The organism is Terasakiella sp. SH-1 (assembly GCF_004564135.1).
Taxonomy (GTDB): Bacteria; Pseudomonadota; Alphaproteobacteria; order Rhodospirillales; family Terasakiellaceae; genus Terasakiella.
Genome location: NZ_CP038255.1, coordinates 1,662,628 through 1,676,822, shown reverse-complemented (window position 1 = coordinate 1,676,822; position 14,195 = coordinate 1,662,628). Strand labels below are relative to the sequence as shown.

11 protein-coding genes are annotated in these 14,195 nt (G+C 48.6%); 7 read left to right on the top strand and 4 right to left on the bottom strand.

The window, feature by feature from the left end:
* Positions 1-118: 118 nt before the first annotated feature.
* The 3 genes from E4K71_RS07835 to E4K71_RS07825 are packed head-to-tail and all read left to right on the top strand — an operon-like array spanning position 119 to position 5,626.
* Entirely contained in the window at positions 119-2,062 is a 1,944-nt protein-coding gene (locus E4K71_RS07835) for an ABC transporter transmembrane domain-containing protein (RefSeq protein WP_206201969.1), read from the top strand.
* On the top strand, positions 2,055-4,247 hold the full coding sequence (locus tag E4K71_RS07830) for an ABC transporter transmembrane domain-containing protein (RefSeq protein WP_135078362.1): 2,193 nt from the start codon (positions 2,055-2,057) through the stop codon (positions 4,245-4,247). The genes E4K71_RS07835 and E4K71_RS07830 overlap by 8 nt, the downstream gene beginning before the upstream one ends.
* Complete coding sequence (locus tag E4K71_RS07825) at positions 4,244-5,626, top strand: HlyD family type I secretion periplasmic adaptor subunit (RefSeq protein ID WP_135078360.1); 1,383 nt, start codon at positions 4,244-4,246, stop codon at positions 5,624-5,626. Before E4K71_RS07830 ends, E4K71_RS07825 begins: the two co-directional genes overlap by 4 nt.
* Here the strand turns inward: E4K71_RS07825 and E4K71_RS07820 are convergent.
* Positions 5,590-6,033 carry an NUDIX hydrolase gene (locus E4K71_RS07820; RefSeq protein WP_135078358.1) on the bottom strand — a complete coding sequence of 148 codons (444 nt, stop codon included), beginning with the start codon at positions 6,031-6,033 and terminating at the stop codon, positions 5,590-5,592. The genes E4K71_RS07825 and E4K71_RS07820 overlap by 37 nt on opposite strands.
* 119 nt (positions 6,034-6,152) lie before the next feature.
* On the opposite strand from E4K71_RS07820, the gene E4K71_RS07815 reads away from it, so the two are divergent.
* Positions 6,153-6,533: a cyclic nucleotide-binding domain-containing protein gene (locus E4K71_RS07815; protein WP_135078356.1), complete on the top strand. Its 381-nt coding sequence runs from the start codon at positions 6,153-6,155 to the stop codon at positions 6,531-6,533.
* An 8-nt stretch (positions 6,534-6,541) separates the two neighbouring features.
* Here the strand turns inward: E4K71_RS07815 and E4K71_RS07810 are convergent, their stop codons facing one another.
* Positions 6,542-6,781, bottom strand: a complete 240-nt coding sequence (locus E4K71_RS07810) for a hypothetical protein (RefSeq protein ID WP_135078354.1) — start codon at positions 6,779-6,781, stop codon at positions 6,542-6,544.
* A gap of 83 nt (positions 6,782-6,864) precedes the next feature.
* Between E4K71_RS07810 and E4K71_RS07805 the strand changes: the two genes are divergently transcribed.
* Positions 6,865-7,644: a DUF502 domain-containing protein gene (locus E4K71_RS07805; RefSeq protein ID WP_135078352.1), complete on the top strand. Its 780-nt coding sequence runs from the start codon at positions 6,865-6,867 to the stop codon at positions 7,642-7,644.
* Between the two features lie 3 nt (positions 7,645-7,647).
* Here the strand turns inward: E4K71_RS07805 and recG are convergent, their stop codons facing one another.
* Positions 7,648-9,729: an ATP-dependent DNA helicase RecG gene (recG, locus tag E4K71_RS07800; RefSeq protein ID WP_135078350.1), complete on the bottom strand. Its 2,082-nt coding sequence runs from the start codon at positions 9,727-9,729 to the stop codon at positions 7,648-7,650.
* 75 nt (positions 9,730-9,804) lie between these two features.
* On the opposite strand from recG, the gene E4K71_RS07795 reads away from it, so the two are divergent.
* Both E4K71_RS07795 and mfd read left to right on the top strand, forming a co-directional pair.
* The gene (locus E4K71_RS07795) at positions 9,805-10,086 is read left to right on the top strand and encodes a succinate dehydrogenase assembly factor 2 (RefSeq protein ID WP_135078348.1); all 282 of its coding nucleotides are present in this window, start codon (positions 9,805-9,807) and stop codon (positions 10,084-10,086) included.
* Positions 10,087-10,098: 12 nt separating this feature from the next.
* Entirely contained in the window at positions 10,099-13,572 is a 3,474-nt protein-coding gene (mfd, locus tag E4K71_RS07790; protein WP_135078346.1) for a transcription-repair coupling factor, read from the top strand.
* On the opposite strand, the gene E4K71_RS07785 is transcribed toward mfd, so the two are convergent.
* A complete protein-coding gene (locus tag E4K71_RS07785) occupies positions 13,569-14,195 on the bottom strand; it encodes a DsbA family oxidoreductase (protein WP_135078344.1) in 627 nt (208 codons plus the stop codon). The two genes, mfd and E4K71_RS07785, sit on opposite strands and share 4 nt — an antisense overlap.

Below are 14,195 nucleotides of genomic sequence, written 5' to 3'. Positions count from 1 at the left end.
ACTTGGCGACCGTGTATTTTGACAAGTGAGCTTTAACGCAGAGATGTTTAAGAATCGCGCAAATAAAAAAGTGGATTGGGTTTCCCGGCTGGGGAAGCAATCTAAAACATCTTTCGGGATGTTTGATATTCTTTTTGCCTCTTTCTTCATCAATGTCTTGTCCTTGGTGATGCCTTTGGCATTGCTGCAAATCTATGACCGGATTTTACCCAATAATACGATGAATACACTGGCCATGCTGGTTGCCGGTATTGCCATCGCTTTGTTTCTGGAAGCAATCTTACGCGTTGGGCGCAGTTACTTAAGCGGTTGGGTCGGGGCGCGTTTTGAACATATGGCTGGATGTGCAGCCGTTGAACGTGTTCTGTCAAGCAGTGTAAATGAATTTGAAAAAGATGGTTCCGGTGTGCACCTTGAACGGATGTCCTCGTTGGGAACCTTGAAAGAGTTTTATGCCGGTCAGGCCCTGATGACCCTGTTTGATCTGCCTTTTGCTTTTATTTTCCTTGCGTTGATCAGCTACCTTGCGGGCGGGCTTGTTTTTGTTCCTATTGTCTTGATTGCTGTTTTTGCCCTGAATGCCTGGCGCTTGGGGACGAAATTACGTGGTTCACTGGCTGAGCGCATGGTTGCTGATGAACGTCGTTTTAATTTTATTATTGAGGTCTTAAGCGGCATTCACACCTTAAAATCCATGGCGATGGAAACCCAGATGCTGCGCCGTTATGAGCGTCTGCAGGAATCTTGTGCCCGCTCTGACTATGATGTGACGCGTTTTAGCTCTGCCGCAATGAACCTGGGCTCCCTTTATTCGCAGCTCACCATGTTTGCTGTTGTTGGGGCGGGAAGCACGTTTGTTATTGATGGACAATTGACCGTTGGTGGTCTGGCCGCTTGCACCATGTTGTCGGGGCGTTCCATGCAGCCCTTGCAACGGGCTGTGGGAATTTGGGCACGTTTTCAGTCAATCCAGCTGGCACGCGGCAAATTGGAAGAAATTTTTGAGATGAAGCCGGAAACCGAAGGTGTTCTTCCTGTTATTGATGCCAGCTATCGGGGCCACATTGAACTGCGTAATGTCGGATTATCATTTGAGGAAGAGCAAGCTCCCTTGTTTTCAGGGGTAAATTTGAAAGTGGAACCCGGTCAGATCATCGGGATTTCCGGTGGCAATGCCAGTGGGAAAAGCTCATTGCTTTATTTGATGATGGGGGCCATGCGGGCGACGGAAGGCCAAATCTTGATTAATGGTCAGGATATTAACGAGCTGGAACCCTCAAGTGTCAGGCGTAAAATTGCCTATCTCCCCCAGCATGGCGTTCTGTTTAATGGGACCATTCTGGAAAATCTCACCATGTTTAAGCCGGAACTGGAAGATAAAGCGTTGCGTATTGCACGCCTGCTGGGACTGGATGATGTGGTTTCACGCATGCCATTGGGCTACGATACCGCCGTGGGTAATGGGGCTTATGATTCCTTGCCTCGTGGGATTAAGCAACGTGTTGCTATCGCACGCGCCTTGATGACTGATCCGGTCGTTCTTTTGTTTGATGAGGCCAACGCTGCCATGGATAGTGCAGGCGATAAGGTCTTGACCGAATTTTTGGAACAGGCCCATGGTCAGCGAACCTTGATTTTGGTGACACACCGTCCCTCTCTTTTACGGATGGCGGACGAGGTATATGACCTTGATGACGGTAAGTTTACCAAACGTGATGGAGATAGCTTTGGGTTCAAACCATTTGCCCCGCCGCCAGCCCCGCCATCACCTGAGTTAAATATGGCAACAATTGAACCTCAGGAACAAAAGGTCGAGAAAACAGAGCTGGAGACAGATAAAAAATCTGCTTCCCAACGTATCCATACCAAGGCAAAAATCCAGACGACTCCTCAGGCGATCTTTAAGCCCAAAGTAGTTTCTGATGATAAGGGGGGGAAAGAAGACCATCCTTCAAAGGTGACGGTTATTCCCCCGGAAGGGCAATCTTTTGATCCGGCCGCCAAGCCAAAGTTTGTTTTGAAAAAACGGACTAAACCTGAAACGGATGTGAAGAATGTCTGAAGCTTTGGGAAAAATAGAAGTGACGCAGGTTCCTGCACCGACAGAAGACCTTTCGCCAATGGCGCAGTCTATCAAGAAGTCGCCCTTGCTAGCCAATTTGCGGGAAATTTCAGATTTTGCGGCATGCCTTGAGGTCTTGTTGATGTCCTTGAGTTGGCGTGGGCAACAGCGCAATATTGCAGAAGCCATGCCGCACTTTGCTGATGAGCTGGATATTACAGGGTTTCGCAATGTTATGGCTAACCTGCAATATTCAAGTCGGCCTGAACGGGTGCGCTTGTCTGATATTGATCCCCGTTTGATGCCTTGTCTGTTCGTTTCTGATGATATGCCGGCCTTCATTCCTATGGCGCGTAGTGATTTCGGTGTTCGTATTTTTAATGGGGGAACAGGTGATTATGAAACCCTAAGCGGTAAGGATATGACCCAAAAGGGCACCGCTTATTTTTTCTCCCCAGTTGATCTGGAAGAAGAAAAGCTGGTTCAGGCCAAAATTGGTTGGTTCTGGATGGTGATGGAACGTTTCCGGGGGCTGGTTTATCAAATTTTGACACTGACGCTGTTATTGAATCTCTTGGCTCTTGCTACCCCGTTATTTGTCATGGCTGTTTATGACAAGGTGGTGGCAACAGGATCCATGACAACATTGGGGTATTTCGGTGTTGGTGTGGCGATTGCCCTGATTTGTGATTATGTTCTTCGGCAAATCAGAACGCGCATCTTTGCCTTTGTTGGGGCAAGGATTGACCATATTGTTGGTAATGAAGTTTTCAGGCGCATCTTGTTTTTGCCCCCCGCTTTTACAGAACGCGCAACAATCGGTGCACAGGTTGCACGGATTAAGGATTTTGAATCTATCCGGGATTTCTTCACCGGGCCGATGGCTGTGGTGTTATTTGAAGTTCCGTTCTCATTTATTTTTATTATTGTGATTGCCATCCTTGGTGGGCCTGTTGCTTTTATTCCCATCTTTATGCTGGTGGTTTATTGGCTGGTTGCCTTGGCATTTGGCCCCATGATTCGCCATGCTATTAGTGAAACAGCGCGTTATGGGTCCCAGCGACAGGAATTGCTGATTGAAACCATTTCATCCATGCGGGCTATTAAATACAGCAATTCCGAAGAAACATGGCTTGCACGTTATCGTGAACTTTCCGCCAAGGCATCACTGGCAAGTTTTAAATCTTCACAAGTGACAAATTATCTGACGACCATATCCCATGTCTTGATGATTCTAGCCGGGGTCATCACCATTGCTTTTGGTGTCTTTCGTGTGTTTGACGGGCTGATGACCATCGGTGGCCTTGTGGCTTCTATGATCTTGGTCTGGCGGGTGCTTGGTCCGTTACAGTCAGGTTTTGTGACCTTGACCCGTGTTGAACAGGTCCGTTCATCCATTGGGCAGATCAACAACCTGATGAATATTAATTCAGAACATAAGGACGAGGCCATAAATTCAAATCGCAAGATTGATGGCTATATTTCTTTTGGTCGTGTTTCCCTGCGCTATTCACCTGAGGCAGACCCGGCACTTGTTGGGGTTAATTTTGATATTAAACCGGGGGAAGTCCTTGCACTTGTTGGGGGGAATGGGTGTGGTAAATCAACAATCCTGAAGCTTCTGTTGGGCATGTATGTCCCTCAGGCAGGCAGTATTCGTGTGGATCAGACCGATATTCGACAGCTTGATCCAGTTGAACTGCGCCAGATGATTGGTTATGCACCGCAAACGACACAATTCTTTTATGGTACGATTTCGCAAAACCTGCGTCTTGCAAATCCGGCAGCAACCGATGAAGAATTGGCGATGGCGTGTGAGATGGCAAATGTTTTGAAAGATATTGAAGATTTGCCCAAAGGGTTTTGGACACGCATTGGGGAAGGGACAGGGGGGCAATTGCCAACCAGTTTCCAGCAACGTTTGAATTTGGCCCGCTGTTTTATTAAACAACCACGCATTATGTTGTTTGATGAACCGGGCAATGGTCTTGACTTTGAAGATGATCAAGCCTTTATGAAAGCAGTGGACCGTTTAAAACAGGAAGGAGTCGTCAGCTTTATCGTCACCCACCGTCCCAGCCATTTGAAAATTACGGATAAAATTCTTTGGCTGGAAAATGGCCATATGAAAATGTATGGTCCAACAGAAGAAGTAAAACCCCACTTGCCGAAAGACTTCCTATGAGTACTGGTCGCGACCTTGTAAAGACAAAAAAGAAAGGGAAAGAGGAACCAAAGCCTGTCCCGTTCAAGCTTGGTTCGCGCCAAACCCGCTATCTTGCCCAGTCTGTTGTTTTGGAAGAAGCCGGGACATCATCGCTGATCCGTGCTGGCATGATAACGGTGGGGCTGGTGATTGTTGCTTTTGTCGTCTGGTCCTATTTTACTGAGGTGGATGAAGTTTCCATTTCGTTTGGGGAGGTGATCCCCTCAGGCCAAATTCAAACGGTTCAGCACCTTGAAGGGGGGATCGTCTCTGAAATTTTGGCTGAAGAGGGCCAGATTGTGGAAGCAGGCGATATCTTGATTCGTCTGGACCCGGCAGCAGCCTATTCAGAACGTGCCCAGATGAAGGCACGCCGTGCTTCCCTGTTGTTGAAGGCTGAACGTTTGCGCGCTGTTGGTTTGGACCGGGAACCTGACTTTTCGATTGTGAGTCAGGAATATGCCGATATGGTCAAGGATCAGGAAACTATTTATCAGGTTCAGACAGGCTCCCAAGCCAGTAGCCGTCAGGTTTTGATCAATCAGATTGAACAAACAAGTACGGAACTGGATGTTTTGGATGAACAGGAACAAACGTTGCGCCAACATCTGACCATTGTGGAAGATGAATTGAAGATGCGCGAAAACCTTTATAAGCAAGGGCTGACATCAAAGGTCGTTTATCTGGACTTAAAACGGGAAGCCAACCAATCACGCGGGGATGTGAACAAGGTTGTTCAGGAACGCCTCAAAGCACTGGAAGCTCATGAAGAGGCTAAAAACAGGTTGGCACAGGATGTTGCCAAGTCAAAAGAACAGGCGTTGCAGGAAATGGGGACTGTCACTTCTGAACTGGCGCAAGTTCGCGAAGCTTTGGCAAAACTGGAAGACCGGGTGGAACGTTTGGAATCACGCGCACCTGTGCGGGGAATTGTCAAAGGGATGCAAGCAACCACAGTTGGTGGGGTTCTTGCACCAGGGGCAACCATTACAGAAATTGTCCCCTTGGATAAAGAGCTGGTTGTGGAAACAAAGATCACAACCCGTGATGTGGGGCATATGCGTGTGGGGCAGCCCGTAACGGTTAAAATTACCAGTTTTGATTTTGCCCGTTATGGCGGGATTACCGGGGAACTCTCGTCAATTTCGGCCACGACCTTTATGAATGAGAAAGAAGAACCTTATTATAAAGGGCAAATTGTGCTGGATCGCAGTTACGTGGGATATGACCCTGAAAACAACCGCATTATGCCGGGGATGACGGTGCAGGCCGATGTCACAACAGGCAAGAAGACATTGCTGCAATATCTTCTCAAGCCGGTTTATACCTCGGTTAACGAAGCTTTTCGCGAAAGATAAGACTGTGTGATGATCCGCAAGGTGTCTTCGCGTAAATCATAGCTGCTGATCTTGTGGTAGGGTGCCCAGATGGCCTCTAAGGCATCGTCGCTGGCCTTAAGCGTGCCATCTTGGTACAGGCAGGATATTTCTATTAAGGTGTAGTGATAGAGCACACGGTTCTCATCATCACGATGAATGGAATCCACCACGTCAATCAGGCAATGATCTGTGGTCTGGATTGCGGTTTCTTCAAAAACTTCACGTGCAGCCCCAGCAAAAACAGTTTCACCAAGGTCTTGTGCCCCGCCGGGAAGGCTCCAACGTCCTTTGTTGGGTTCTTTTGCCCGTTTGATAAGCAAAATATTGTCACCTTTATGGACAACAACGCCAATGGCAACCCATGGTCTTTGGGGGTATGTGCGCATTTACAACCTTTTGATTATTCCTATGCCTTTTTTATCAGTATGTCATTTGACGTGATTGCAATAAATATATAAATGGGTAGTATTAAAAAAGGGATAGATGATTCTGAAAGGTTTCATAAATGGCTGGTCAAGCTTCAAAACGCTTTGTTGAACGTAAGGTTTTTTACGCAGGCGATAAAATTTTTAAAGAAGGTGATCCCGGCGATCGTGCCTATATTGTTGAACGAGGTATGATTGAAATCTTTAAGATGATTGATGGCAAGGAAGTCGTGCTGGGAACAATTGGCAAGGGCGGCATTTTTGGGGAAATGGCCCTGATCGACAACCAGCCCCGTATGGCGGCGGCTCGTTCAGTGCAACAAACCACGCTTGTTGTCGTAACCCGTGACACGTTCATGACGAAACTGGCAAAGGCAGACCCGTTTATGCGCGGTTTGATCAATATCTTCGTGAAAAATATCCGCCGGATGGGGCAGGAACTGGCGAAATATAAAAGCTGACGCCTTTATTATTCTTCGCTTTCTGCCGTTTCACCTTTACCAACCAGCATGCTGGCCTGATGTTTGACGGTGCCGAGGAACTGTTCATCAGATTGCGGATAAACATTGAAAATATATTCTTCAGCCGCAGCTTTTTGCACAGCGATTTCTTTGGCCTCTTCCAGTGTTTCGGCCTGAACTTCTAAAATTGATACGCCTTGCTCATTTTTTTCGGTGGCGTAAACGTACTGAATGACCCAATTTTTCATAACGGTAACAATTCGTTCTTTTTTCTTGAGGGTAAAGACTATAACATGCGGTGCAACGCTACAAAAAATAGGAACGGTTGTCCATGACTGATGAGAATATGCACGAAGAAAGTAAACCTGTAAAAGGGTTGACCGTCGCTGCACGTCTGCGCGCGTATTTTCTGACCGGGATTTTGGTGACAGCACCGATTTCGATTACAATTTTACTGGCATGGTTGTTTATTGACTTTGTGGATGAAAAAGTCACGCCGTTAATTCCGCAAGACTATAACCCGGAAACTTATCTTCCCTTTAGTTTACCTGGCCTTGGTCTTGTTATCGTTGTGATCGTGCTGACCGTTGTTGGTATGCTGACTGCTGGTTTTATCGGCAAGCTGCTGGTGCGTATCAGTGAAGGGATCATGGCACGTATGCCTGTGATCAGTGGGATTTACAGTGCAACCAAGCAAATCTTTGAAACGGTTTTGGCACAAAAATCACAAGCTTTCCGTGAAGCCGTTATGATCGAATACCCCCGCCGGGGCATTTGGGCAATCGGTTTCATTACGGGTACGACAAAAGGGGAAGTACAGAACCTGACAGAAGAAGATTGCGTTAATATCTTTCTGCCGACCACACCAAACCCGACCTCTGGTTTCTTGTTGTTTGTTCCAAAAAAGGATTTGATCCACTTAAACATGTCTGTGGAACAAGCTGTTAAGATGGTGATCTCCGGCGGGATTGTCACCCCACCAGATACACGTTCCAAAGAATTACAAGAAAAACCGCAAACTTCGGCTAAAACGTATGAGGATGTGGATGTCTTGCGTGAAAAAGAAGGCGCACCTGTGTTGCTTTCCAAACAGGGGAAAGAGGCTGAATAATCTTCAGCCTGACCTTAAATAGCCAACCGTGGCATCTTCTTCGAAAAGATAGAGCAGGGTGCGGAGGGCTTGTCCGCGCTCGCTGGCAAGTTCGGGGTCCTGTTCTAGAATAAGTTTCACATCATCACGCGCCGCAGCCAGCAGTTCTTCATGGGCGGGCAATTGTGCCAGTTTAAATTCCGGCAGGCCACTTTGCCGGGTGCCCAACACTTCACCTGCACCGCGCAGGCGCAAGTCTTCTTCTGCAATGACAAAGCCATCTTCTGTGTCACGCATGATTTTTAGTCGAGCCTGACCGTTTTCAGATAAAGGTGCCCCATACAGTAATAAGCATGTTGAGGCGTCCATCCCCCGGCCAATACGGCCGCGCAATTGGTGGAGCTGGGCAAGGCCAAACCGTTCTGCATGTTCGATAATCATGACGGTGGCTTCGGGTACATTGACGCCAACTTCAATCACGGTTGTGGCAACCAGCACATCAATCTCACCTGTGGCAAAGGCCGTCATAACGGCATCTTTTTCAGCCCCTTTCATTTTGCCGTGAACAAGGCCGACACGCTCGCCATAAAGGCTTTGCAGATGGTCAAACCGTTCTTGGGCAGCGGCAATTTCAATCTTGTCAGATTCTTCCACCAGTGGGCAGACCCAGTAAATGCGTGCCCCTTTGGCAATCATCCGGCCAATGCTGTGGGCGACGTCTTCCAGTTTTGAAAGAGCCATAACCCGTGTGTCAATCGGTTTTCGTCCCGCAGGTTTTTCCAGCAGGCGCGACACATCCATATCGCCATAGGCTGTGAGCATAAGGGTGCGCGGGATAGGGGTTGCGGTCATGACCAGCACATCAACATGTTGGCCTTTTCCGGCCAAAGCAAGGCGTTGGTGCACACCAAAGCGGTGTTGTTCATCAATGACGGCCAAGCCCAGATTGGCAAAATCCACATCTTCCTGGAAAAGCGCGTGTGTACCAATCGCCAACTGGGCTTCGCCTGTGGCAATCCGTTCCAGAATTTCTGTGCGTTTTTTGCCCTTGTCACGCCCGGTTAAAATCACAGGGGTGATGGGAGTGCCAGATAAAAGCGGTTCGATGGTTTCCATATGCTGGCGTGCGAGAATTTCCGTTGGGGCCATGATAACGGCTTGCATGCCTGCCTCAATGGCAATCAAGGCTGTCAGCAAGGCCACGACTGTTTTACCGCTGCCTACGTCCCCTTGGAGCAGGCGTAACATGCGTAACGGTTCGCTCAGATCGGCTTCAATTTCTTTCAGGGCCTCTTCCTGTGAATTGGTCAGGGTAAAGGGTAGGCTATCTCTGATCTGTTGGCGCAAATTACCGTTTCCTGTGACTGAACGCCCTGCTGCGCGGCGCACGGTACGTCGAACCAGGGCCAAAGCCAGTTGATTTGCCAGCAGTTCATCATAAGCCAGCCGTTCACGGGGCAGGGAGTCTGCAAAGAGGTCTTCTTCTTCCTGTGGGTGATGGGCGGCTTCCAAGGCTTCTTGCCAGTGGGGCCATTTCTTTTTTTGTTTAAAAGCGGGGTCGAGCCATTCGGGCAATTCAGTTGTTTTTTCCAAGGCGCCCCGGATGGCCTTGCCCATGACTTTGTTGGTCACACCGGCTGTAAGGGGATAAACCGGATCAACGGTTTGGATGTCTGCTAGTTCATCTGGTTTGCCGATGCGATCAGGGTGAGTCATCTGTAACACGCCTTGAAAACGCTCAACTGTACCGCTGATGATACGGACTTCGCCTTCGGGGAGTTGTTTTTTTAAATAGTCCCCACGGGCATTGAAAAAGACCAAATCCATCGGCCCGGTTTCATCAAAGCAGGAGACCTTGTAAGGGGCGCGTCGATTGCGTGATGGGAAATGTTTGGCAATGCTCACTTCCAGCGTGACAACCGTATTATCCGGGGCTTCGGCAATTTTGGGGGAAAAGCGTCTGTCGATGAAGGCACTGGGTAAATGCCACAGGACATCAACAATATGTTCTCCGGTGATTTTTTCCATAAATTTGGATATACGCGGCCCCACGCCAGTAAGGGCGGTGATCGGGCGAAAAAGGGGGAAAAGAATTTCAGGGCGCATGGATTTGGAAATGACAAGGAATGAAAAGCTCGCTATATCCTAAGGAATTTTTTTGATCTGGCAATTGGTGATATCATGGATGGACGACTTAAACGCTTACATCATAAATGCAAATATATGGGCATGCATGAAAATGACGTGATTTTTGCCCGTTTTGCCAAACGTTATCTGGATGACCTGCCAGAAGAAGAAATTGTTCAGTTTGAAACTCTTCTGGAACAAAATGACGTTGATATTTTCAAATGGATCACGGAAAAACAGCCCGTTCCGGCTGGATTTGAAAATGAAGTGATGCAAAAACTGCGTCAATGTCAGGAATACGCCATGGTTGAAGGCTATATGCCCAACCTCTCTTAAAGGCGATTGAAAATGAAACTTTCCCTCCGTGCGCTTCCGACAGCGGGACTGCAAACTTATAGTGCAGTGCCCGAAGGTTTTGATAGTGTGTTGCTTGGTTATTTGGCCAAACAACATGGCGATCTGTTGTTCATCACGACTGATGAAGCCAAAATGGTGCGCACAGCGCAGGCGGTTTCTTTTTTCTATCCTGATTTAGAAGTCATTCAGTTTCCTGCATGGGACTGTTTACCTTATGACCGGGTATCGCCCCATGCTGAAATCGTTGGGCAACGGGTTGATGCCTTAACCCGTATTGCCGAAAGTCACAAGAAATCCCGAATTGTTCTGACAACGGTTTCAGCCTTTGTGCAAAAGATACCGCCACGTGCAAGTTTTAAAGATGTGGTCTTTAAGGCTGAGATTGGCGATGAAGTCCGCCGTGAAACACTGGTGGAATTTCTGGAACGCAATGGCTACCAACGTAGTGAAACGGTGATGGAACCTGGCGAATATGCGGTGCGTGGTGATATTGTCGATGTCTTCCCACCGGGGCGAAACGAGCCGTTGCGCCTTGATCTGGAATGGGATGAAGTTTCTGGCGTGCGTACCTTTGATCCCGTCAGTCAGCGCACCATTGACACGATCAAAACATTTGTTCTTAAACCCGTCAGTGAACTGCCGATGGGGGAAGAGGCTGTTTCACGTTTTCGCACCGAATTTCGTAAAATCTTTGGCGGCAAGGCATCAAAAGATCCACTGTATGAAGCGGTATCTGCCGGGCGCCGTCCCATTGGGGTTGAACATTGGTTGCCATTGTTTCATGAAACGATGGAATGTTTGCTCGATTATATGCCTAAAGCGGCGAAGATTGTGCTGGACCATGAGGCTGAACAAGCCCGTGATAGTCGTTTTGAAATGGTGCAGGATTATTATGATGCCCGTGCAGAGGTCGCTGATGCAGCCCTCAGTGGGGAAGCCCCTTATAATCCGATTGAACCAAACCTTCTTTACTTAAATCAGGAAGGTTGGGATCAGGCACTGGATGGTTATGGGCTTGGACAGATCAATGCTTATGACGTACCTGAGGCAGATACAGTCATTGATGCCCAAGGGCGACGTTGCCTTGATTTTGCCGAGGCACGCGCTAATCCAAACATGAATGTTTATGACGCAGTTCGTCAATATATCGTGGCTGAACAAAGCAATAATCAACGTGTGCTTGTGGCTGCTTATTCCGATGGATCACGCGATCGATTAATCAATGTTTTGAAAGAACATGGGGTTGCCGGTTTGGCCGCTGTCGGTTCCTTTGGCGATGTGGAACGTCTGCCTCAAGAGGCGGTGGCCGTTGTTGTTTTGGGGTTGGAACATGGTTTTGTCTGTGACGGGCTGACCGTTCTGGCAGAACAGGATATTCTTGGTGACCGGATGGTGCGCCCGGCGCGCCGTCGCATGCGGGCAGAAAATTTTATTGCCGAAGCTTCTAGTATTAGCGAGGGCGATCTTGTCGTTCATATGGATCATGGCATTGGCCGATATGAAGGGCTGGAAACCATTGATGTGGGCGGGGCACCGCATGATTGCCTGATCCTTGTCTATGATGGTGGGGATAAGTTGTTTCTGCCGGTTGAAAATATCGAATTGCTATCACGTTTTGGCTCAGACCAAGGCGCTGCCCATCTGGATAAACTGGGTGGTGTGGCATGGCAGGCCCGAAAAGCCCGCCTGAAAGAACGTGTGCGCGATATTGCCCAAGACCTGATCAAGGTTGCCGCTGCACGTGAATTGCGCAAAGGTGAAGCCATTGCCGCACCTGATGGGGTATATGAAGAATTCTGTACGCAGTTCAAGTTCGTTGAAACCGATGACCAGTTGCGTGCTATTGGCGATGCCATTAGTGACTTGAAAAGTGGCCGTCCCATGGATCGCCTTGTTTGTGGTGATGTGGGTTTCGGCAAAACCGAAGTGGCCTTGCGCGCAGCTTTCGTTGCGGCCATGAGTGGCATGCAGGTTGCCGTTGTGGTGCCGACAACCCTGTTGGCACGCCAGCATTACAATAATTTTGTCGAACGCTTTAAGGATTTCCCGGTTCGCATCCAGCAGCTATCGCGTCTTGTCACCACCACAGAAGCCAAACGGGTGAAAGAAGAAATGGTGGATGGCACGGTCGATATTGTGGTGGGGACCCACGCCTTGCTGGCGAAAACCGTGAAATTTAAACGCCTTGGTCTGTTGATTATTGATGAAGAGCAGCATTTTGGTGTGACTCACAAGGAACAGCTGAAAAAACTTAAATCCGATGTCCATGTCTTAACCCTGACAGCAACGCCGATCCCACGTACCCTGCAAATGGCCTTGACGGGCGTGAAGGAAATGAGCCTGATTGCCACACCACCTGTGGATCGTTTGGCCGTGCGCACTTTTGTGACGCCTTTTGATCCGGTCGTGGTTCGTGAGGCTATTCAGCGCGAGCGTTTTCGTGGTGGGCAATGTTTCTATGTGTGCCCCCGTTTGGCGGATTTGGATAAGGTTGCCGAAGACCTGCATGAACTGGTGCCAGATGCCAAAATTGCTGTCGCTCATGGCCGGATGAAGCCTAAGGAGCTGGAAGATGTCATGACGGCTTTTTCTGAGAAATCTTATGATATCTTGCTGGCAACCAACATTGTCGAATCAGGTCTTGATCTGCCTTCTGTCAATACGATCTTTATTCATCGTGCAGATATGTTTGGCTTGGCTCAGCTTTATCAGTTGCGTGGCCGGGTCGGGCGTTCCAAAACACGGGCTTATGCCTATCTCACTTTGCCACCGGGCCAGAAAATCTCCAAGACTGCGCAAAAACGTCTTGAAGTCATGCAGACACTGGATAGCCTTGGGGCTGGATTTACGCTGGCAAGTCACGATCTGGATATCCGTGGGGCAGGGAACCTGTTGGGGGATGAACAATCCGGTCATATCAAAGAGGTTGGGATTGAACTTTATCAGCAAATGCTGGAAGAAGCAGTTGCCGAAGCCAAAGGTGGCGGTGATCTGAGTGTCGAGGATCATGAATGGAGCCCGCAGATTGGTATTGGCCTGCCCGTTTTGATCCCGGAAAGTTATATTGCTGATTTGAATGTGCGTATGGAGCTGTATCGTCGGGTGTCGACGCTGAAAAGTTCCCAAGAGCTGGATGCATTTGCAGCTGAGATGGTTGATCGTTTTGGGCCATTGCCGGGTGAAGTGGAAAACCTGCTGGATACGGTGACAATGAAGCGCCTGTGCCGTGAGGCATCTATTGAAAAAATTGATGCCGGGCCAAAAGGGGCGGTGATTAAATTCCGCAATAACGAATTTGCCAATCCTGATGGCTTGGTTCGTTTCCTAATGGATCAGGCCGGCACGGCTAAAATGCGCCCGGACCATTGTTTGGTTTTCATGCGCCGTTGGGACGATATGTCCAAACGCCTTGGCGGGGTAAAGCAATTGTTGAAAGACTTAGGTGAAATGGCAAAGCCTTCTTAGCCGTGCCAAGCCGTATCAATGAATTTACCCAGAATTTTGCTTTCCTGAGCACCAGAGATCACATAGCGATCACGTGCGACAAAAGCGGGGACGCCATGAACACCCAATTGGCGGGCTTCACGGTCAGACTGGATGACATCATCATAACGCACGCTTCCCTCTAAAAAGAGGGTGCTTTCTTCACGCGCCAGCCCGATTTCTTCACCAAGGGTAATGAGCACATCCCGTTCACCAATATTGGCCCCTTCCATGAAAAAGGCTTGAAAGAGGCGCTCAACCATCTTGGATTCAAGACCGTAGCGTTCGGCAAGATAGACCATGCGATGGGAATCAATGGAATTGGGGGTGTATTCTATTTTATCAAATTGAAAATCAATACCGTTGTCATGTCCGGTTTGGGCAATGACATCGTAAACCCGTTTGGCCCGTTGTGGGCCACCAAATTTTTGATCCAGATAAGTTTGGCGCTCCATCCCTTGCGGCCCCATGGAAGGGTTGAGCAAAAAGGGGCGCCATCTGACTTTCAGGGAAATATGTCCTCGGCTTTCCAGGGCGCTTTCCAAGCGTTTTTTACCAATCAGGCACCAAGGGCAAATCGTATCATAATAAATGTCGATATACAT

Coding starts and splice junctions, on each gene's coding strand:
- E4K71_RS07835 (WP_206201969.1), top strand. CDS start 119: ATGTTTGATATTCTTTTTGCCTCTTTCTTCATCAATGTCTTGTCCTTG.
- E4K71_RS07830 (WP_135078362.1), top strand. CDS start 2,055: ATGTCTGAAGCTTTGGGAAAAATAGAAGTGACGCAGGTTCCTGCACCG.
- E4K71_RS07825 (WP_135078360.1), top strand. CDS start 4,244: ATGAGTACTGGTCGCGACCTTGTAAAGACAAAAAAGAAAGGGAAAGAG.
- E4K71_RS07820 (WP_135078358.1), bottom strand. CDS start 6,033: ATGCGCACATACCCCCAAAGACCATGGGTTGCCATTGGCGTTGTTGTC.
- E4K71_RS07815 (WP_135078356.1), top strand. CDS start 6,153: ATGGCTGGTCAAGCTTCAAAACGCTTTGTTGAACGTAAGGTTTTTTAC.
- E4K71_RS07810 (WP_135078354.1), bottom strand. CDS start 6,781: ATGAAAAATTGGGTCATTCAGTACGTTTACGCCACCGAAAAAAATGAG.
- E4K71_RS07805 (WP_135078352.1), top strand. CDS start 6,865: ATGACTGATGAGAATATGCACGAAGAAAGTAAACCTGTAAAAGGGTTG.
- recG (WP_135078350.1), bottom strand. CDS start 9,729: ATGCGCCCTGAAATTCTTTTCCCCCTTTTTCGCCCGATCACCGCCCTT.
- E4K71_RS07795 (WP_135078348.1), top strand. CDS start 9,805: ATGGATGGACGACTTAAACGCTTACATCATAAATGCAAATATATGGGC.
- mfd (WP_135078346.1), top strand. CDS start 10,099: ATGAAACTTTCCCTCCGTGCGCTTCCGACAGCGGGACTGCAAACTTAT.
- E4K71_RS07785 (WP_135078344.1), bottom strand. CDS start 14,195: ATGTATATCGACATTTATTATGATACGATTTGCCCTTGGTGCCTGATT.